Here is an 18,557-nt window from a genome sequence, read left to right as displayed (position 1 = left end):
GAGTCTACGTCGACGGACGGATTTGCCAACCGAACACTCGGAGCGCGATCAGATACAGGAGGCGGAGTGACGCGAGGACCGACCTCGCCCGCGCCGCCAGCTCAGGTCGACCCGCAGATCAAGCGCCTGCGATGACTTTTCAAGCGATTCGGGCCGGGAGGCGAAGAGCAGACCGACCAGTGGCATGCGCGCGCTGCGCCGACGACGCTCAAGTGGGGCGGGACGGCATAACGAGGGCCATGATCCATCCGATCAGCACGACCGCGCCGGTGGCCAGGAAGGCCACCTCGTACGAGTACGACGCGGCGAGCTGACCGGCCACCAGGGGGCCGACGGTCATGCCGAGGTCGGCGGTCATCTGGTAGCCCGCCACCACGGTGCCGCCGCGTCCCCGGGTGACGTCGCCCACGGTGGCCGCCCCACCCGTGGTGCAGAAGGCGGTACCGAGTCCCATCAGCGCGAACGCGGCCAGGTACGCCACGAGAGTCTGCCACGTGATGACCATGACGAGGCAGCCGAGGATGAGTCCCTGGCCCAGCAGCAGCGAGGGGCGGCGACCCCACTGGTCGGCCACCCGCCCGGCGAGCGGCAGGGTGACCGCCTGCATGATCGCACCGACCGCGAGCCCGGTGCCGATCCAGGCGGCGTCGGCCTTGATCACGACCAGCAGATAGAGCGGCAACACGGAGACACGGACTCCGAAGACCGCCCAGCCGAGCCCGAAGTTGGTGGTCAGCGCCGCCAGGTACGACCGGTGCCGAAGCGCCCGGCCCAGGGTGATCCCTGGCCGGCCGTCCCCGGCACCGGCCCCAGGTCCGGCTCCGTTCCCCGTCCCGGTTTTCGCCGCGGTCCCGGTCCTGGCCACGGCATCGGTGATCGGCACGGCCTTGGAGAGCGCGACGGTCGCGATGGCACCCGCGATCGCGACCGCCACGCCGTACACGAAGAACGGCAGCCGGGGTGAGACGCCGAGCAGCCCGCCACCAAGGGCGGGCCCGGTCACGGTGCCGAGGTAGTACCCGCCCTGGAAGTAGCCGGTGGCCCGTCCCCGGTGCGAGGCAGGGGTGACCCGCAGCAGCATGTTCATCGCGGACACGGTGTAGAGCGCGGACCCGACACCGCACGCGCCCCGGAAGATCAGCAGCTGCGGGTAGTTCCAGGAGAGCCCGGCCAGGATGCTGGTGACCGCGAGCAACGCCATACCGGCGGTCAGCACGGCCCGCTCCCCGAACCGGTTGACCAGGCGTCCGCCGGGCAGGCCGGTGGCCAGGCGCATGAACGCGAACGCCGAGACCACCGCGCCGACCGCCGCGCTGCCCACCCCGAACTCCCCCGCGAACACGGGGATGGCCGGTGACTGGATGCCGAACCCGACCGCCACCGTGAACGCGACGGCGGTCAGGATCTTGACTTCGCGCGGCAGTTCCCGGAAGCCGCCCATCTAGGCCCGCCGCCTGGCGACCTCGTCCAGAAGCTGCGGCACCACCTCGAACAGGTCGCCGACCACGCCGTAGTCGGCGAGTTCGAAGATGGGCGCCTCGGCGTCCTTGTTCACGGCCACGATGGTCTTGCTGGTCTGCATTCCGGCGCGGTGCTGGATCGCGCCGGAGATCCCGACGGCGATGTAGAGCTGCGGGGACACCGTGACGCCGGTCTGCCCGACCTGGTGGGTGTGCGTGTACCAGCCCGCGTCCACCGCCGCGCGGGACGCGCCGACCGCGCCGCCCAGCGCGTCGGCGAGCCGTTCGATCAGCTCGAACTGCTCGGCCCCGCCGAGGCCCCGACCACCTGACACGACGATGTCGGCCTCAGTGAGCTGGGGCCGGCCGGTGCTCTCCCGGGGTTCGCGGGACACCACCCTGGTACGGCGGTCGGCCTCGTCGAGCACGAGCGGACTCCGGGTGACCGCCGGCGTGGCTGGGGCCTCCTCGGGCACAGCGGCGTTGGATTTGACCGCGATGATCGGGATGCCTCCGACCACCCGGGAGGTGACGGTGTAGCCCGCGGCGAACGCCCACTGGGTGGCAACCGGTCCGTCCGGTCCGTCCTGGATGTCCACAACATCGGTGAGGACGCCGCTGTCCAGCCGTACGGCAAGGCGGGCCGCCGTCTCCCTGCCGTCCGGGGTGGATTCGGTCAGTACGGCCACCGGCCGGGTGTCGGCGGTGAGGTCGGCCAGGGCGCGTACCCAGGCCACCGGGTACTCCCGCACGTCATCGGATTCGATGACGTGGACCCGCCGCGCGCCGTACCTGCCGAGGGTTTCCACGGCCCGCTCGTCGACCGTACCCGCGCAGACGGCGACCGGGTCGCCCAAGCGTCGAGCCAGGGTGAGCAGTTCCAGACTCGCTTTGCCGACCGGTCCCGCGAGGTGCCCGACGAGCACCAGAACATCTGACACGGCCATCCCTCCTCAGATGAACTTCTGCGTGGACAGGAAGTCGGCGAGTCGCCGTCCTCCTTCGCCTTCGGCGGGCACGATCGTCCCGGCGGCCCGGGGCGGCCTGGCGGTGATCCCGTCCACGACCGTTCGGGCGGCCGGACCGACCCGGTCGGCGGGCACGCCGAGGTCGGCGAGGGTCCAGGTGTCCAAGGGTTTCTTCTTGGCCGCCATGATCCCCTTGAAGGACGGGTAGCGCGGGTCGCCGATCCGGTCGGTCACCGACACGACGGCGGGCAGTTCCGCCGCGAGGTGCCGCACCTCCCCTGCGGCCTCCCGCCTGATCTGTACGGTGCCGCCCTGGTCGAGCGTCATCTCGGCGGCGAAGGTGAGCTGGGGCCACTCCAGGTGTTCGGCCAGCATGGCCGGAACCAGTGACGTGCCGCCATCGGTGGAGGCCATCGCGCACAGGACGAGGTCGGGGGTGAGGCGGCGCAGCGCGGCGGCCAGGATCAGCGCGGTCGCGGGCGCATCGGATCCGGCGATGCCGTCGTCGCTGACGTGGACGGCGGCATCGCCGCCCATGGCCAGGGCGCGGCGCAGCGCCTCGGCGGCGGGGGGCGGGCCGACGGTCAGGTGGGTGACGTGTGTGCCCGGCACGGTGTCGGCGACGCGCAGCGCCTGTTCGACCGCGTACTCGTCGAGCTCGGAGAGTTGCCCGCCCGCCCGGTCCACCCGGTGGTCGGCGGTGAACCGGGGCTGGTCGGCCATGTCGGGGACGTATTTGACGCAGACCACGATGTCCATCGGCGTCACCGGCCCCGGAACACGGGGGCGCGCTTCGCCACGAACGCGGCGGCGGCCTCCTTGTGGTCGTCGCTGACGAACGTGCCGCCCTCCAGGGCCAGCCCGAAGTCGAGCACCAGATTCATCCGCTCGCGCACGATCTTGTTGACCGTGGCCTTGGTTCCCTGCACCGCGAGCGGTGCGGCGGCGGCCAGCCTGCGGGCGACGGCGGTCGCCTCGGCCGGCAGGTCCCCGGCGGGTACGGCCCGCAGGGCGAGCCCGAGCCGGGCGGCCTCCGCGCCGTCGAGCCGGTCGCCGGTCATCAGGTAGTACCTGGCCGCGCCAAGCGGCATGGCCAGCGGCCAGGCGACGGCCCCGCCGTCCCCGGCGACCAGGCCGACCGCGACATGGGTGTCGGCGAACTGCGCGTCCTCGGCGGCGATCACGACGTCGCAGAACAGCGCGATCGTCGCGCCCAGCCCCATCGCATATCCGTGGACGGCGGCCACGACGGGCTGCGGCACAGACAGGATGGTCTCCAGGATGTCGCGGCCGTGCAGGATCTGGTAGACCTGCTGTCCTGCGCTGGGTCCCTCCTCGTCCTCCGCATGTACCGCCATCTCCTTGACGTCGCCGCCGACGCAGAACGCCCGTCCCTCGCCGCGCAGCAGGACGGCCCGCACGTCCCGGCGGGCGGCGACCTCTCTGAGTGCCTCGGCCAGTTCCCGCTCCAGTCCGCCGCCGATGGCGTTCAGCCGGTCGGGGCGGTTCAGCGAGATGGTGGCGAGCCCGTCGTCCACGTCCACCAGCAATGTCGTGTAGTCACTCATCGGTTCTCCTTTTCGCGGGAAAGGCGGCCGACCGTCTCGGCGCGGGCCCGCTGCCTGGCGGGGTCGGCCACGGCGCGGGCCTGGAGCCGTTCCTCCTCGTTCAGCAGGTCGGCCAGGCCGTGGGTCAGGCCGTAGTCGAGCAGCTGTTTGGTGAGCCCAAGCGCGGCCCCCGGCACGGCGGCCATCCGGTGGGCCAGGTCGAGGGCGGTGGCGAGCAGGTCGTCCACCGGAACGACCTGGGACACCAGCCCCCAGCGCAGGGCCTCCTCGGCGTCGAGCGGGCGACCGGTGGCCAGCCACTCGTACGTACGGGCGTAGCCGAGCAGCCGGGGCAGGAAGTACGCGCCCCCGGCGTCGGGCACCAGCCCGATCGCGGCGAAGGCCGGGACGAACCTGGCCGTGTCGGCGGCGACCCGCACGTCGGCGGCGGCGGCGAGGGACAGCCCGGCTCCGGCGGCTGGGCCGTTCACGGCGGCGATCACGGGTTTGTCCAGCGCGGCCATCGCGAGCACGTGCGGGTGGTAGGCGCGACGCAGCCCACCGGGCGGGGACGGGTCGGCCGGGGCGCGCAGATCGGCCCCGGCGCAGAAGCCCCGGCCGCTGCCGGTGACGACGACGGCCCTGACTCCGGGGTCGGCCGCCTCCTGCCAGGCGTCGGCGAGCGCGTGCAGGGTGGTGGCGTCCAGGGCGTTGAGCACCTGCGGCCGGTTCAGCGTCACGGTCAGCACCGGGCCGTCGTGTTCGGTGAGTACGGGGCTCACAGGCTGTCCCCTCCTCCGAGGACGGCGGTGACCTGGCTGGACAGCTGGCCGCCGTTGCCGTGTGCGAGCGCGATCGTCACGCCGGGCCGCTGCCGGTCGCCCGCCTCGCCGCGGATCTGCCGGGTCGCCTCGATGAGGGGGAAGATGCCGTACATCCCTGGATGGCAGTACGACAGCCCGCCGCCGTTGGTGTTGACCGGCAGGTCGCCGCCGGGCGCGATCCGGCCGCCGGAGACGAAGTCGCCGCCCTCGCCCTTCGCGCAGAAGCCGAGGTCTTCGAGGAACAGGATGGTGTTGATGGTGAAGGCGTCGTAGAGCTGCACCACGTCCACGTCCTGTGGCCCGACCCCGGCCATCGTGTAGGCGCGGACGGAGGACTCGGTCGCGGCGGTGACGGTCAGGTCGGGCATCTGGGAGATCGCGCGGTGCCAGTGTGCCTCGCCCGCGCCCAGCAGGTAGACCGGCGGCTTGGGCAGGTCGCGGGCCCGGTCGGCGCCGGTGACCACGACCGCGCCGCCGCCGTCGGTGACCAGGCAGCAGTCGAGCGTGGTCAGCGGGCTGGACACCATGCGGGCGGCCAGCACGTCCTCGATGGTCAGCGGGTCGCGGACGAACGCCTTCGGGTTGAGCGCGGCCCACTTCCGGGCGGCGACGGCGACCTCGGCCAGGTGGGTGCGGGTGGTGCCGTACTGGTGCATGTGCCGGGCGGTGGCCAGCGCGTACCCGGTGATCGGCGGGCGCGGCCGGTAGGCGGCCTCGTACGACGGCAGCTCGGGCGGCCCCATGGCGAGCCTGCCGCGTCCGCTGTCGGAGCGGGCGGTGCTGCCGTACGTGATCAGGGCGACGTCGCAGGCCCCGGTGGTGATGGCCAGGGCGGCGTGGTGCAGGTGGGAGATGAAGGAGCTGCCGCCGACCATCGTGCCGTCGGTGTATCTGGGCCGGATGCCGAGGTATTCGGCCACATCGAGCGGCGCCATCCCGCGCCCGGCGATGGCGCAGAACAGCCCGTCCACGTCGCGGGTGGTCAGTCCCGCCTCAGCGAGCGCGGCTCCGGCGGCCTGGGCGGCCAGTTCGATGGCGTACCTGTCGGGTCCCACCTCGCCGAGATCGGACTCGGCGACCCCCACGATCGCGGTCGAGCCCCGCAGGTCGGGCAGAGTCATGACGCGGTCTCCCGTTCCTCGGGGGTGAAGACGACCCGGGGGCCGGTCGGCCCGCCGGGATCGATGCCGGCGCGGACCCGCATCCCGATCCGCACGTCCCCCGCGGGGACGTCCACGACGGTGCTCATGATCCGGAATCTCTCATCGAGATCGACCAGCACGACGGGGTAGGGGTCGGCGTCGCGGGGCGCGATGACGCTGGTCGAGTAGACCGTGCCGAGTCCGGCGCTCTCCCGCCAGCCCAGGTCGGTGGCCCCGCAGAACGGGCAGATCACCCGGGGCGGGAAGACAGCGGACAGGCAGCCGTCGCAGCTCTGGTACGGCAGGCTCCCGGCGGTGAGCCGGTCGGTGTACTCGCGGTGCGGTGCGGGCCCGGTCATGACCGGCTCCCCTCTGTGGCGGGGGCCGGGTAGGCGGCGGTGGCCCCACCGCGCAACACCAGCCGGGGCTCGCGCCCGTCGGCCTCGCTGTGGACGGCCAGGCCGACCTCGACCTCGACCGAGCCGTCCGGGCCCGTCTCGGTTCGCAGAACCTCGCCGCTGAAGACGAGGGTGTCGCCAGGCCAGACCTGGCCGACGTAGCGGACGTTGAACCGGCGCAGGTTGCGCCGGCCCAGCCAGGAGGCCGCGTAGCCGCCGAGGATCCCGGCGGTGAGCAGTCCGTGCCCGAAGACGGACGGATATCCGGCGGCGCGGGCGAAGGTCTCGTCGTGGTGGATCGGGTTGAAGTCTCCGCCCGCTCCGGCGTACCTGACGAAGTCGGTGCGGGTCAGCGGCCCGACCCGGCGCTCCGGGGCCGCCGGCACGGTGTCCGGCTCTCTCACTGCTCCCCCAATTCGATCACCGTGCTGCGCAGCCGCAACACGGTCTCCTCGTGCTGGTTGACGAAGTCGTACTCGGTGATCACGAGCGTCATCGGCCCGCGACTGCCGGTCTTGTACTGCACGTCGGCGATCCTGGACCGCACGGTCATCCACTCGCCGGCGACGACATCGCCCAGGTACTCCCACTCCGAGCCGCCGGCGAGGACCCGGCGCAGGTCGAGCCCCAGCACGTCGGTGTCCCGTACGGCCCAGTGCGAGGTCACGGCGGAGAACGTCGGCGGCACGGGCAGGTGCGCGTACCCGGCGGCCCTGGCCGCCTCGACGTCGCGGTAGACGGGGTCGTCGTCCTTGACCGCCCCGGCGAACTCGCGCACCTTCCCGTGTTCCACCGGGAACGTGTACGGCGTGTAGGTGTGCCCGATGAGATGGCTGCGGTCAGTCATGGTTCACCACGATCAGCGCGTCCGCGGCGAGGAGGGCGCCGTCGGCGACTCGCAGCGGGTTGACGTCGATCTCGGCGATCTCGCCCAGTTCGAGGGCCAGCGTCGCCAGGCCGGTCATGATCTCGGCGGCGGCCCGCTGCTCCTCCTCGGCCAGGCCGCGCCGCCCGGTGAGCAGCCGTCCGCCGAGCAGGTGGCCGAGCGCCGCCCGCGCGGTGTCCACGTCGAACGGGGGCCGCACCAACACGGCCTCGCTCAGCACCTCCACCAGGACGCCGCCGAGCCCGATCGCGACCATGGGGCCGAACACGGGGTCGCGCTGCACGCCGCAGGTGAGTTCCAGCCGGGCGGGGGCCATCTGCTGGACGAGCACACCCTCCACGGCCGCGCCGGGCGCGCGGCGGGCCACCTCGTCGAACATGTCCCGGTATCCGGCGCGTACGGCGTCCGGGCCGCGCAGGCCGAGCCGGATCGCCCCGGCGTCGGACTTGTGCGGAAGCTGGTAGGACATCACCTTGATCGCGACCGGGCCGCCGATCCGCTCGGCCGCCTCGACCGCCGCGTCTTCGCCGGTGACCATCTCCTCCCGGGTGACCGGGATGCCGTACATCGCGAGGATGCGCTTGCCGGTGGATTCCAGCAGCGTGGTCTCCGTCCCGGCCTCGGCGATCAGCTCGCGGACCCGTCGTACGCGGCCGGCGTCGGCGGCGAACGCGGCGGGGTCGGGCGGCAGCGGGCCGCGGTCCGACTGCCTGGCCAGCGCGGCGAGGGCGACCATGGCGCGGCACGGGTCGGTGAAGGTCGGCACCCCGGCCTGCTGGAACTGCGGGGACCAGGCGGTGGACAGGATGGCGACCGGCTTGGTGGTGGTCCGGTACATCTCGACGATCGCATCGTTGGCCGGTCCGGGGCCCGCCCAGGTGACGGCGGTCAGCATGTCGGCGGACGGGCTGGCCGCGACCTTGTTCAGCACCTTGCGGTACGCGTCGGGCATGGCCGTGGTCTGCGCGGTGGTGTCCACCGGGTTGGCCGTGCTGCCGTAGAACGGCACCGGCATGTCGGCGGCGAGGGCGGCCTGCTCGTCCTGCGGGAGTTCCGGCACCGACAGCCCGGCCTGCCCGGCCTCGTCGGCGAGCAGGACACCCGCGCCGCCGGAGGAGGTCATGACGATCACCCGGTCACCGGCGGTCCGGCGGCCGTCCTGGAAGATCGTGCCGAGGTCGAGCAGTTCCTCCATGGTGGAGGCGACGAACACGCCGTACTGGCGGCAGACCGCGTCGAGCACCTGGGCGGAGCCGACGATGGACGCGGTGTGGCTCATCGCGGCCCGCGCGGCCTCCTCCGAGCGGCCCGCCTTGAGCAGCACCAGCGGCTTGTCGAGTTCCGCCGCGCGGCGGGCGGTGTCCACGAACACCTCGGGGTCGCGCAGGGTCTCGACGAACGAGAGCAGCACGCCGACCTCGGGCCGTTCCACCAGGTGGCGCAGCACGGCGGCCACGTTCACGTCGGCCTCGTTGCCGGTGGAGACGAACCAGCCGAGCCGCAGCCCGGCGAGCACGGCCTTGTTGGTGATGTACGACCCGAAGCCGCCGCTCTGCGAGACGAGCGCCACCGGGCCCGCCTCCGGCATCGGCTGATCCGGGGTGAGCATGAAGTTGGCCATCACGCCGCCGTGCGTGTTCATGTAGCCGATGCAGTTGGGGCCAATGACGCGGATGCCGGTCTCGCGGGCCACGGCGGTGAGCCGGTCCTGGAGCGCGCGGCCCTCCGGCCCCGCCTCGGCGAAGCCGGAGGTGATGACGGTCGCGCCGCCGACGCCGAGGGCCGCGCACTCGGCGACGACGTCCACGACGGCCGGGGCGGGCACCGCGATCACCGCCATGTCCACGGCCTCCGGTACATCGCGCACGCTGCGGTAGGCGGTACGGCCCTGGACGACCTCGTCCTTGGGGTGCACCGGGTACACCTCGCCGGGGAAGTTCCGCAGCAGGTTGCCGAACACGGTGCCGCCGATGCGGGTTGGGCTGTTCGACGCGCCGACCATCGCGATCGAGCGGGGCGAGAGCAGCCGGTCGAGCGCCGGCCGGTCCTGGGTCGGGGTCATAGCTGTACCTCCTCGGGGTGGAGTGACGGGTCGTCCAGCTCACGAAGGAGCGAAGCGGTGTGCTCGCCCAGCTCGGGGGGCGGGCCTGGTTCGGGTTCGGGGTATCCGCTCAGCCGGAGCGGCTGCCGAACGTACTGCCGGGCCGGGTGGCCGCGCGTGGCGCGGATCACCGCACGGGCCCGTACGTGCGGGTCGGCCGGGATGTCGGTGAGCCGGTTGACCGGGCCGGCGGGCACGCCGATCCGGTCGAACTCGGCCTGCCACTCCGGGTACGGGCGGGTGGCCAGCGCCTCGGACAACCGGGCGACGATCTCGTCGCACGCGGCCACCCGGTCGGCCTGCGGCAGAGTGGCGTACTCGGCCAGGCCGGTCACCCCGCACAACGCCGTCCAGAAGTGGTCCTCGAAGCCGATGCCGAGCGCGATCAGCCGGCCGTCGGCGCAGCGGTAGAGGCCGTATCCGGGATCGTGGCCGGCTCTCCGTGGCACCCCGCCGCCGTTGAGCACCGGGTCGAGTCGCAGCGGGATCACGGAGAGCAGCGCCTCGTGGGTGGACAGGTCGATGTGCGTGCCCCGGCCCAGGGCGGACCGGCCGACCAGCCCGGCCAGCGCGCCGATGACCGTGTAGAGCGCGCCGACGATGGCCCCGGCCTCCAGGTCGGGCGGCGGGTGGACCGCGCCGGGGCGGTCGGCCAGCGCGTCGAGCAGCCCGGCCGCCGCCTGGTACATGAGGTCGTGCCCGGCCCGATCCCGGTACGGGCCGTCCTGACCGAACCCGGACAACGACACGTACACCAGGCCGGGGTTGGCGGCGCTGAGCCGCGGATAGCCGAGGCCGTACCGGTCCATGGTGCCGGGCCGGAACGCCTCGACGAGGATGTCCGCCGTCCCGGCGAGCCGCCCGGCCCTCTCCCGGTCCTCCGGGTCCTTCAGGTCCAGGGTGATGGAACGCTTGCCCCGGTTGAGCGCCCCGAACATGTGTCCCTGGACGCGGGCGCCGTCGCCGGTGCCCGGCCGTTCGACCGTGACGACGTCCGCGCCGAGCTCGGCCAGCAGTGTCGTCGCGTGCGGCCCCTGGTAGAGCGGGGCGAAGGTCACCACCCGTACTCCGTCGAGCGGACCCCGCGGGCTCGCCGTCACCGTCAACGCACCATCATCCCGCCGCCGTCCACCGAGAGCACCTGGCCCGTCATGTAGCCGGACTCGGCGCAGGCCAGGTAGACGAAGGTCGGCGCGATCTCCTCCGGTTCGGCGTGGCGGCGCAGCGGCAGCCGCTTGACCGCGTCAGCGAAGCGCGGGTCGGTCCGCACCTTGAGCGTCATCTCGGTCGCCGCGGCCGGGGCGACCGCGTTGACCAGGATGTTGTAGCGGCCCAGCTCGCGGGCGGCGGTACGGACCATGCCGAGCATGCCGGACTTGGCGGCGGCGTAGTTGATCTGGCCGATCGAGCCGTTCTGCGCCGTGGAGGAGGAGGTGAAGATGATCCGGCCGGTCTCCCGTTCGATCATGTCGTGGACCACGGCCTGCAACCAGTAGAACGAGCCGTGCAGGTGGACCGCCAGCACGGTCTCCCACTGCTCCTCGGTCATCTTGTGCACCATCGCCGGGCGGGTCACCCCCGCGTTGTTCACCAGGATGTCGATCGGGCCGTACGTCTCCTTGACCGTGGCGGCGGCCTCGTTCACCGCCGCCCGGTCCGACACGTCGCACACGACCGCGACGGCGTCGCCGCCGGACTCGCGGATGCCCGCGGCGACCTTCTCCGCGGCCTCGGCCTGCACGTCCACGACCGCGACCCGCGCGCCCTCCCTGGCGTACAGCTCGGCGACGGCACGGCCGATGCCCTGCGCGGCGCCGGTCACCACGGCGACCCTGTCCTTCAAACGCATGGGGTTCATTCCTTTCAGTGGTTGCCGGGGGCCAGCTCTTCGCCGGACCGGCCCAGATACACCTCACGGATCACCGCGCCGTCGTCGAAGGCGGACTTGGGACCGGCGGTGATGATGCGTCCGTTCTCCATGACCGCGACGTCGTCGGCGATCTCCAGGGCGTGCTCGATCCGCTGTTCGACGAGGAGGATCGACAACCCCTCCTGGTCGCGCAGCGCGGCCACCATCGTGAGGACCTCGTTGACGATGGAGGGGGCGAGCCCGGCGGAGGGTTCGTCGAGCATCAGCAGCTTGGGCCCCGGCATCAGCGCCTGGCCGATGGCGAGCATCTGCTGCTGGCCGCCGGACAGGCTGCCCGCCGGGGCGCGCCGCCGCTCCCGCAGGACGGGGAAGCGCTCGTACGCCTGTTCCAGGGCCGCCCGGCGGGCGCCGCGGCGCAGGCCGAACCCGCCGAGGGTGTAGCCGCCGAGGAGCAGGTTCTCCTCGACGGTCCTGGCGCGGAAGACCCGCTTGTTCTCCTGAACGAGGGCCAGCCCGGACCGCACCCTGCGGTGCGCGGGGGCGGCGGCCAGGTCCTGGCCGTCCAGCTCGATCCTGCCCTGGCTCACGGTGGGCAGCAGGCCCGCGACGGCCGACAGCAGCGAGGTCTTCCCCGCGCCGTTGCGGCCGAGCACGACGGTGATCCGTCCGGGCCGTACGGTCACCTCCACGTCCCACAGAACGCGCAGGTCGCCGTATCCGCCGGTGACTCCGGTGACGGACAACATCAGTTGGCTCCCTTCGGCGTCGCGGGGGTGTGCGCGTCGTCCGGCTCCTCGGGCAGGTCGGTCGCGCCGGTGTACTCGGCGAGGACCCTGCGGTCGGCCTGGATCTCGGCCGGGGTGCCGGAGGCGAGCAGCCTGCCCTGGCTGAGCACGTGGATCCGGTCGGCCAGCTTGAGCACCAGCGGAAAGTTGTGCTCGACGAGGATCACGGTGCCTCCGGCCTCACGGATCATGCCGATCGCCCGTTCGAGCACGGCGAGGTCGCTCTCGTCCAGGCCGGACCCGACCTCGTCGAAGAGGAAGACCCGTGCCCCTGAGGCGAGCGAGCGGGCCACCTCGACCAGCCGCCGGGTGCCCAGGGCCAGGGAGTCCACCTGCTTGCCCGCGACGTCGGCGATGCCGACCAGCCGCAGCAGCGCCATGGCCCGCTCGTCGTCGGCCGTGTACCCCCGGCGGAACGTCGGCAGCCGCAGGATCGCGGGCAGGATGCCGACCTTGTGGTTCATGTACCTGCCGGTCGCGACGAAGGCGAGCGTGGTCATGTCCTTGGGGATGAGCGGCGTCTGGAAGGTACGGGCGACGCCGTGCCGGGCGATCCGGTACGTCGGCTGCCCGCCGATCTGCTGGTCGCCGAGCAGCAACCGGCCGCCGGAGGGCTTGTACAGGCCGCAGATCAGGTTGAGCAGGGTGGTCTTGCCCGACCCGTTGGGACCGATGAGCGCGGTGACCTCGCCGGGGTGGGCCTCGACGGTGACGTCGTCGAGCGCCCGGTTGCCGCCGAAGGACTTGCTCAGTCCCTCGGTGCGCAGGACCACGCCGTCCAGCGGTTCCAGCCGGGTCTCCACCGGTCCGTCCCCGCCGGGTGGTATGGCGGCCGTGGCCGGGCGGGCGGGCAACCATCCCCTGCGGCGCGCTGCGGCCAGCCCGTCCTGGAAGAGCCCGACCAGCCCCCGGTTGAAGGCGATCCCGGCGATCAGCAGGAAGGCACCGTAGATGACGAGCTGCCAGGTCTGGAACTGGGTGAAGGTCTGCTGGCCGAGCTGCATCACCGCCGCGCCCGCGATGGCGCCGTACACGGAGGTCGCGCCGCCGACGACGGATGCGGCGAGCACACTGAGCGCCAGCGCGAAGGTGAAGGTGTCGGGCGCGATGAACCCGTCCAGCATGGAGAACAGCGCGCCGGCCAGCGCCGCCGGGATCGCGCCGACGACGTAGACCAGCAGCTTGAGCCGGTACACCGAGACGCCGAGCACGGAGGCGAGGATCGGGCTCTGCCGAAGGACGAGGAACATGTTGCCGTGCCGGGACAGCAGCAGGTTGCGGGCGACCGTGAACCAGGCGATCACGACCAGGATGACCAGCCAGTACAGCCGATCGCCGACGATCTCCATGCCGAACAGGGTCGGTACGGCGGTGGCCATGCCGAGCGTGCCGCCGGTGACGTCGGAGAAGACGTCCACCAGGTTCGGCACCAGCGTGACCAGGAAGAAGGTCACCATGGCCAGCGACCAGCCGCCGAGCCGCAACCCGGGAATGCCGGTGATCAGCCCGACCACGACCGCGGCCAGCATGGCGGCGAGCAGGGCGACCAGCACGTTCGTCAGGCCGAACTCGACCCCGAGGTATCCGGCGACGTAGGCGCCCACGGCGTACAGGGCGACCTGGCCCATGGCCAGCTCCCCCGCGTAGCCGAGGACCACGTTCAGGCCGCTGACCAGCAGGCTGAGGATCGCGATCAGCATGACCGTACGGGACCAGTAGCCGTCGAGCAGGCCGACCGTGGGCGCGATCAGCAGCAGGACCAGCACGAGGAGCACGCCCAGCGGGCGGAACCGGTGGATGAGTGCGTTCATGGCTACACCCGCCGTTCGAGCGCGGCACCGAAGAGCCCGCGCGGTCGCAGGAACAGGATGAGGAGGAACACCCCGAAGACGACGATCTGCGGGTACGCCGCGCCGATGTACCTGGCGGCGAACGCGTAGACGAGTCCGGTGGCGAAACCTCCGATCAGCCCGCCGAGCTGGCTGCCGGAGCCGCCGATCGCGATAGCCACGAACCCGAACAGCGCCAGGGAGTGGCCGAGGTCGAAGACGGCGTACGTGCGTGCCCCGACCAGCAGCCCGAACACGCCGGCCACGGCCCCGGCGACGGCGAACGCGCCGACGCCGAGCAGCCGCACGTTGATGCCGCGGGCCGAGGCGGCGTCCCTGTCCTCAGCGGAGGCCAGGGACGCCAGGCCGGTCAGCGTGTGCCGGGACCACAGGTGCAGGCCGACGCCGACGACCAGGGTGAACCCGATGAGCGCCAGGTCCACCGGCCGTACGGTGCCGCCGAGCAGGGTGAGCGGCTCGTCCGGCAGGACCGGGGGCACGGTCAGCGGTTGCCTGCCCCAGATGGCGGCGGCCAGGCCGTCGAGGATGGTGGCCGCTCCGACCGTGGTGATCAGCGTGCCGTGGCTGTCGGTGCGGCCGAGCAGCGGCCGGATGGCGACGCGCTCCTCCACGAGGGCGATGACCGCCACCCCGGCGGCGGCCAGCAGCACGGTCGGCAGCACGGGCAGCCCGAAGGTGACCGCCCCCGTGTAGGCGAGGAACGTTCCCACCATCAGGAGTTGCGCGTGGGCGAAGTTGAACGTCCCGGAGGCGAGCAGCACGATGTTGTACCCGATCGCGATCAGGGAGTAGATCGCGCCGGTCGCCAGTCCGGCCCAGACCGTCGTCATCGGGACCTCACGCCTTGCCGGAGGCGTAGAAACCGTCGCCGTCGAACACGCCGGGCGCGACGTATTGGAAGGTCTCCTCGCTCGCGGTCGGGAAGTGGTCCTGCGCCGTGTAGGCGTACTGCACGTACTGTCCCGCCGGTCCGCCGGAGTACCACAGGGGGGCGCCGGTGGGCTGGGGCAGCTTCTCCAGTTCGGCCTTGACCTTGTCGGAGTCGGTGGACTTGGCCTGCTGCGCCGCGTAGACGACGAGCGCGAGCGCGTCGTGTCCCGTGGTGTACAGGCCCACGCCGGTGCTGGCGATCCCGTCGGCCGCCGGGCCCTTCTTGATCTTCTCGATGAAGCCGGCGAGACCCGGGTGGGGCTCGGTGGAGGCCAGGGTCGCGGTGGAGACCACCACATTGATGTTCTTCAACTGCCCGGCGTCCAGGTTCTTCATGTACGGGAAGCCGGAGGCGAGCTGGTCGCAGTACGACGGGACGTCCCAGCCGATCTGGGCTCGGCTGCGCATCACGTACAGGGCGGCTGCGCCGTACCCGTTGAGGATGAGGGCGTCGGGGTCCTGCGCGCGGAGCTGGCTGAGCTGGGAGGTCATGTCGAGCGCGGTGGCCTCGTAGCGGGCCTCGACGAACTGCATGCCCGCGCCTTCGACGGCCTCCTTGTAGATCTCGGCCGAACTCTGCCCGGTGGCGTCGTTGGAGTACAGCATCGCGATCTTCTTGTAGCCCTTGGCCTTCGCCTCGCTGATCAGCGCGGGCGCGTAGTCCTTACCGGGCGAGGAGATCCCGAAGTGGTAGGGGAACTTGGCCGGGTCGTTGAGCAGGGTGCTCACGGTGCCACCGACGGACAGGATCTTCTGCCTGCTCAGGATGGGCAGCAGCGACAACGAGACCGCGCTGGAGCCGCCGGGATAGACGAGGTCGGGCTTGCTGCCGGAGGAGAGCCGCTGCTGGAGCAGGCTGACCGCCTTGGTCGGGTCGTTCTGGTCGTTGGCCGTCTCGACGACGATCTTGCGGCCGTTGATCCCCCCGGCGGCGTTGAACTCCTCGGCGGCGATCTTGATACCCGCGTCCAGGCTCGCGTTGTTGGTGGAGACCGCCCCGGAGTAGTCCCCGGTGAAGTAGACGATGAAGGGCTTGTCCGCGTCGTCGCCGGACGCGCCGTCACTCCCGGACGCGCCGCACGCGGACAGGGTGAGCGCGAGCAGCGCACTGAGCGAAATCGCGGAAAGACGGATGTGGCGTGATCTCATAGCGGCCTCCTCAGCCGAGCAATGCGACTGAATGATGTTCAGGAGGGTGAGGACACGTGTGCCCGCGAAGCGGCACCGTGTCTGGGGGATGTCAGGGGTGGCCGGGCCTGTGTCACCGGCCACCGGAAGATCACAGCGATGCGGCCGCCGACGTCGCCGGGGCGGGACTCCGGACGGATCAGCGGGGCATGTCGAGCATGCGGGCGATGATGTTCTTCTGGATCTGCGCCGACCCGCCGTACACGCTGACGGGGCGGGACGTGAAGTAGGAACTGAGCCAGCCGTCGGCGACGCCGGTCATCTCGTCGGCACCGAGGATGTCCATCGCCAGGTGCTGCAACGACTGCTCGGCGTCGGCCCACAGCAGCTTGGCGACGGAGCCCTCCGGGCCCGGCGGCCGTCCCGAGACACGCATGGAAAGCTGCTCCATGCAGTTGAGCCGCAGCACCTCACCCCGCACGTACGCGCGGGCCAGCGCCTTTCGGGTCTCCGGCAGGTCGAGCAGCCCCCGCTCGGCGGCCAGCGCCTCGACCTTGCGCAGCGTGCGCCGGTAGTTCGCGATGAAGCCGATGTCGGCCGGGCCGCGCTCGTAGGTGACCGTGGTCATCGCGATCCGCCAGCCCTCGCCCGGCGCGCCGAGCCGCTGGTCCACCGGGATGCGCACGTCGTCCCAGAACACCTCGGCGGTCTCCGCCTCACCGCTGGCGATCACGATGGGCCGGCAGGTGACACCGGGCTCGGTCATCGACACCAGGAAGGCCGAGATGCCCTTGTGCTTGGGGGCGTCCGGGTCGGTCCTGGCCAGCAGCAGGCACCAGTCGGCGTACTGGCCGCCGCTGGTCCACATCTTCTGCCCGTTGACCACGTAGTGGTCGTCGTCGAGCCGGGCGGTGGTGCGCAACGACGCCAGGTCCGACCCGGCTTCCGGCTCGCTGAAACCCTGGCACCAGCTCACCTCACCGGACAGCAGTGGCGGCAGGAAGCGCCGCTTCTGCTCCTCGCCCGCGTACATGAAGATGGCCCGGCCGATGTAGCCGACGGAGGGCAGCGGCGGGGCGTTCAGGTTGCCGCACTCCTCGTTGAGGATGCCGTCGTAGACCGGGCTCAGTCCCCGGCCGCCGTACTCCTCCGGCCAGCTCAGGCCCATGTATCCGGCCCGGTAGAGGGTGCGGTGCCACTCCTTGCGGAGCCGCACGGCCTCGTCCTCGTCCTCGATCTTGTCCCAGCCGGCCGGGATGGTGGTGCTCAGCCACTCGCGCAGGGAGGCACGGAACTCCGCCTCCTCCGCAGTGTCGCGGTAGTCCATGGTCACTCTCCCGTCAGTCGGACGTCGGCGATGCGCAGCAGATGGACGCCCTCGTCACCGAGGACCTGGCGGTCGGTCAGCGCCCGCCGGGTGTGGACGTGCGCGATGTGCTCGTACGTCTGGCCGATGCCGCCGAACACCTGCATGACGGTCTCGGTCACCTCGCGGGCCACGGTCGCGCACTGCACCTTCGCAGTACGGGCGGCCAGCAGCGCCTCGTCCGGGTCCAGCTCGTCCACCGCCCATGCCGCGTAGTTCACGGCGCTCGCCGCCGCCTCCGCCTGGACGTACGCCTCGGCGCACATGTGCTGAACCGCCTGGAAGGAGCCGATGAGCACGCCGTACTGCACCCGTTCCTTGGTGTAGGCGACGGCCCTGGCTACGGCGGAGCGCATGACGCCGACCGTGTCGGCGCTGAGCGCGGTGAGCGCCAGGGCCTCCCAGCGCCGTAGGTGCTCGTCCGACAGCGGGCCGCCGACGGGGGTGAGCGCGGCGGCGTCGATCGGGCCGTCGGAGCGGAGCAGCGTCCGGGTGAGGTCGGCTCCGTTCGCGGCGGTGAACCCGGTCGCCAGGGAGACACGTACCACCTGGTGGCCGCCGGGCACGGCGGTCAGCGCCAGCGCGTCGGCGGCCCCGTCCACGTCCCAGCCGTACACGGTCTGGTCACCGGGCAGCACCGCGAGCGCGGACAGGTCGCGGTCGAGCAGGACGCCGGTGCGGGCCGTGCCCTCGGCGAGGGCTTCGGCCTCGTCGTGCGCGCCGGCCAGGGCGAGTAGTTCGGTGGCCAGCACGGCCGAGCCGAGATAGGGCACCGGGACCAAGCCCGCGCCCAGAGCCTCGGCCACCACCGCGACCTCAACCCCTGACCCGGCCGGACGCCCATCGTCCCTGGTACGCAGGGCCAGCAGGCCGGACTGGGCCAGGGACCGCCAGGCCGCGTCCCGGTCGAGGGTACGGAGGTCGCCGGGATTCGCCGGACCGGCGGAACCGGCGAGCTGGGCGGCCACCTCTTTGAGCATCTGCTGCTCGTCACTGAGTAGAGCGAGCACTACTGCACCTCCCAAGCCCCTGCCGTTCCAGGGGCGGCACATGACTGAATGTCATTCAGGACGATGTCTAGCACGGGGCCAAGAAAGGCGTCAACGGACACGTGTGCGTTACATTCCCGCAACCCGGCGGCGTACGACCTGCGACGGTTGACCGCCCCTCGAACAGCGTGTTTAGCTTCTTCAATGCCGAGCGGGAGCACCGGTGGCGGACCGACACGTGGGTCACCGGTGCCTCTTGACGGCAATGAATGACATTCAGACAAGCGGTTTCACCGGCCACGACGCCGGGCTG

The 18,557-nt window shown here is 71.8% G+C and carries 18 protein-coding genes; all 18 read right to left on the bottom strand.

Annotated features, from left to right (window positions below; all coding sequences use genetic code 11):
- Positions 1–208: 208 nt before the first annotated feature.
- The 18 genes from AWQ71_RS33695 to AWQ71_RS33610 all read right to left on the bottom strand — a co-directional run bounded on the left by AWQ71_RS33695 (position 209) and on the right by AWQ71_RS33610 (position 18,265).
- Positions 209–1,441 carry an MFS transporter gene (locus tag AWQ71_RS33695; protein WP_067141298.1) on the bottom strand — a complete coding sequence of 411 codons (1,233 nt, stop codon included), beginning with the start codon at positions 1,439–1,441 and terminating at the stop codon, positions 209–211.
- The gene (locus AWQ71_RS33690) at positions 1,442–2,401 is read right to left on the bottom strand and encodes an electron transfer flavoprotein subunit alpha/FixB family protein (protein ID WP_067141463.1); all 960 of its coding nucleotides are present in this window, start codon (positions 2,399–2,401) and stop codon (positions 1,442–1,444) included.
- A gap of 12 nt (positions 2,402–2,413) precedes the next feature.
- Entirely contained in the window at positions 2,414–3,187 is a 774-nt protein-coding gene (locus tag AWQ71_RS33685; RefSeq protein ID WP_067141294.1) for an electron transfer flavoprotein subunit beta/FixA family protein, read from the bottom strand.
- Between the two features lie 5 nt (positions 3,188–3,192).
- The gene (locus AWQ71_RS33680) at positions 3,193–3,996 is read right to left on the bottom strand and encodes an enoyl-CoA hydratase/isomerase family protein (protein WP_067141292.1); all 804 of its coding nucleotides are present in this window, start codon (positions 3,994–3,996) and stop codon (positions 3,193–3,195) included.
- Positions 3,993–4,757, bottom strand: a complete 765-nt coding sequence (locus AWQ71_RS33675) for an enoyl-CoA hydratase/isomerase family protein (RefSeq protein ID WP_067141288.1) — start codon at positions 4,755–4,757, stop codon at positions 3,993–3,995. The genes AWQ71_RS33680 and AWQ71_RS33675 overlap by 4 nt, the downstream gene beginning before the upstream one ends.
- Complete coding sequence (locus AWQ71_RS33670; RefSeq protein ID WP_067141286.1) at positions 4,754–5,920, bottom strand: acetyl-CoA acetyltransferase; 1,167 nt, start codon at positions 5,918–5,920, stop codon at positions 4,754–4,756. Before AWQ71_RS33670 ends, AWQ71_RS33675 begins: the two co-directional genes overlap by 4 nt.
- Positions 5,917–6,300, bottom strand: coding sequence for a Zn-ribbon domain-containing OB-fold protein (locus AWQ71_RS33665; RefSeq protein ID WP_067141282.1), 384 nt, complete (start codon positions 6,298–6,300; stop codon positions 5,917–5,919). Before AWQ71_RS33665 ends, AWQ71_RS33670 begins: the two co-directional genes overlap by 4 nt.
- Positions 6,297–6,743: a MaoC/PaaZ C-terminal domain-containing protein gene (locus tag AWQ71_RS33660; RefSeq protein ID WP_218002068.1), complete on the bottom strand. Its 447-nt coding sequence runs from the start codon at positions 6,741–6,743 to the stop codon at positions 6,297–6,299. The genes AWQ71_RS33665 and AWQ71_RS33660 overlap by 4 nt, the downstream gene beginning before the upstream one ends.
- Positions 6,740–7,186 carry an FAS1-like dehydratase domain-containing protein gene (locus tag AWQ71_RS33655; protein WP_067141279.1) on the bottom strand — a complete coding sequence of 149 codons (447 nt, stop codon included), beginning with the start codon at positions 7,184–7,186 and terminating at the stop codon, positions 6,740–6,742. The genes AWQ71_RS33660 and AWQ71_RS33655 overlap by 4 nt, the downstream gene beginning before the upstream one ends.
- The gene (locus AWQ71_RS33650) at positions 7,179–9,287 is read right to left on the bottom strand and encodes an acetate--CoA ligase family protein (RefSeq protein WP_067141276.1); all 2,109 of its coding nucleotides are present in this window, start codon (positions 9,285–9,287) and stop codon (positions 7,179–7,181) included. Before AWQ71_RS33650 ends, AWQ71_RS33655 begins: the two co-directional genes overlap by 8 nt.
- The gene (locus AWQ71_RS33645; protein WP_169806694.1) at positions 9,284–10,426 is read right to left on the bottom strand and encodes a CaiB/BaiF CoA transferase family protein; all 1,143 of its coding nucleotides are present in this window, start codon (positions 10,424–10,426) and stop codon (positions 9,284–9,286) included. Before AWQ71_RS33645 ends, AWQ71_RS33650 begins: the two co-directional genes overlap by 4 nt.
- A 2-nt stretch (positions 10,427–10,428) precedes the next feature.
- Positions 10,429–11,175: an SDR family NAD(P)-dependent oxidoreductase gene (locus AWQ71_RS33640; protein WP_067141270.1), complete on the bottom strand. Its 747-nt coding sequence runs from the start codon at positions 11,173–11,175 to the stop codon at positions 10,429–10,431.
- 14 nt (positions 11,176–11,189) lie between these two features.
- On the bottom strand, positions 11,190–11,942 hold the full coding sequence (locus AWQ71_RS33635) for an ABC transporter ATP-binding protein (RefSeq protein ID WP_067141267.1): 753 nt from the start codon (positions 11,940–11,942) through the stop codon (positions 11,190–11,192).
- The gene (locus AWQ71_RS33630) at positions 11,942–13,792 is read right to left on the bottom strand and encodes a branched-chain amino acid ABC transporter ATP-binding protein/permease (RefSeq protein ID WP_067141264.1); all 1,851 of its coding nucleotides are present in this window, start codon (positions 13,790–13,792) and stop codon (positions 11,942–11,944) included. Before AWQ71_RS33630 ends, AWQ71_RS33635 begins: the two co-directional genes overlap by 1 nt.
- A gap of 2 nt (positions 13,793–13,794) precedes the next feature.
- Positions 13,795–14,661, bottom strand: a complete 867-nt coding sequence (locus AWQ71_RS33625; protein ID WP_067141261.1) for a branched-chain amino acid ABC transporter permease — start codon at positions 14,659–14,661, stop codon at positions 13,795–13,797.
- A gap of 7 nt (positions 14,662–14,668) precedes the next feature.
- On the bottom strand, positions 14,669–15,910 hold the full coding sequence (locus AWQ71_RS33620; RefSeq protein ID WP_067141258.1) for an ABC transporter substrate-binding protein: 1,242 nt from the start codon (positions 15,908–15,910) through the stop codon (positions 14,669–14,671).
- Positions 15,911–16,088: 178 nt separating this feature from the next.
- Positions 16,089–17,216, bottom strand: coding sequence for an acyl-CoA dehydrogenase family protein (locus tag AWQ71_RS33615; RefSeq protein ID WP_067141255.1), 1,128 nt, complete (start codon positions 17,214–17,216; stop codon positions 16,089–16,091).
- A gap of 2 nt (positions 17,217–17,218) precedes the next feature.
- A complete protein-coding gene (locus AWQ71_RS33610; RefSeq protein ID WP_157570731.1) occupies positions 17,219–18,265 on the bottom strand; it encodes an acyl-CoA dehydrogenase family protein in 1,047 nt (348 codons plus the stop codon).
- Positions 18,266–18,557 lie beyond the last annotated feature (292 nt).

The organism is Microtetraspora malaysiensis (genome assembly GCF_001528665.1).
Taxonomy (GTDB): Bacteria; Actinomycetota; Actinomycetes; order Streptosporangiales; family Streptosporangiaceae; genus Microtetraspora_A; species Microtetraspora_A malaysiensis.
This window is presented reverse-complemented; position numbering and strand designations above follow the sequence as displayed.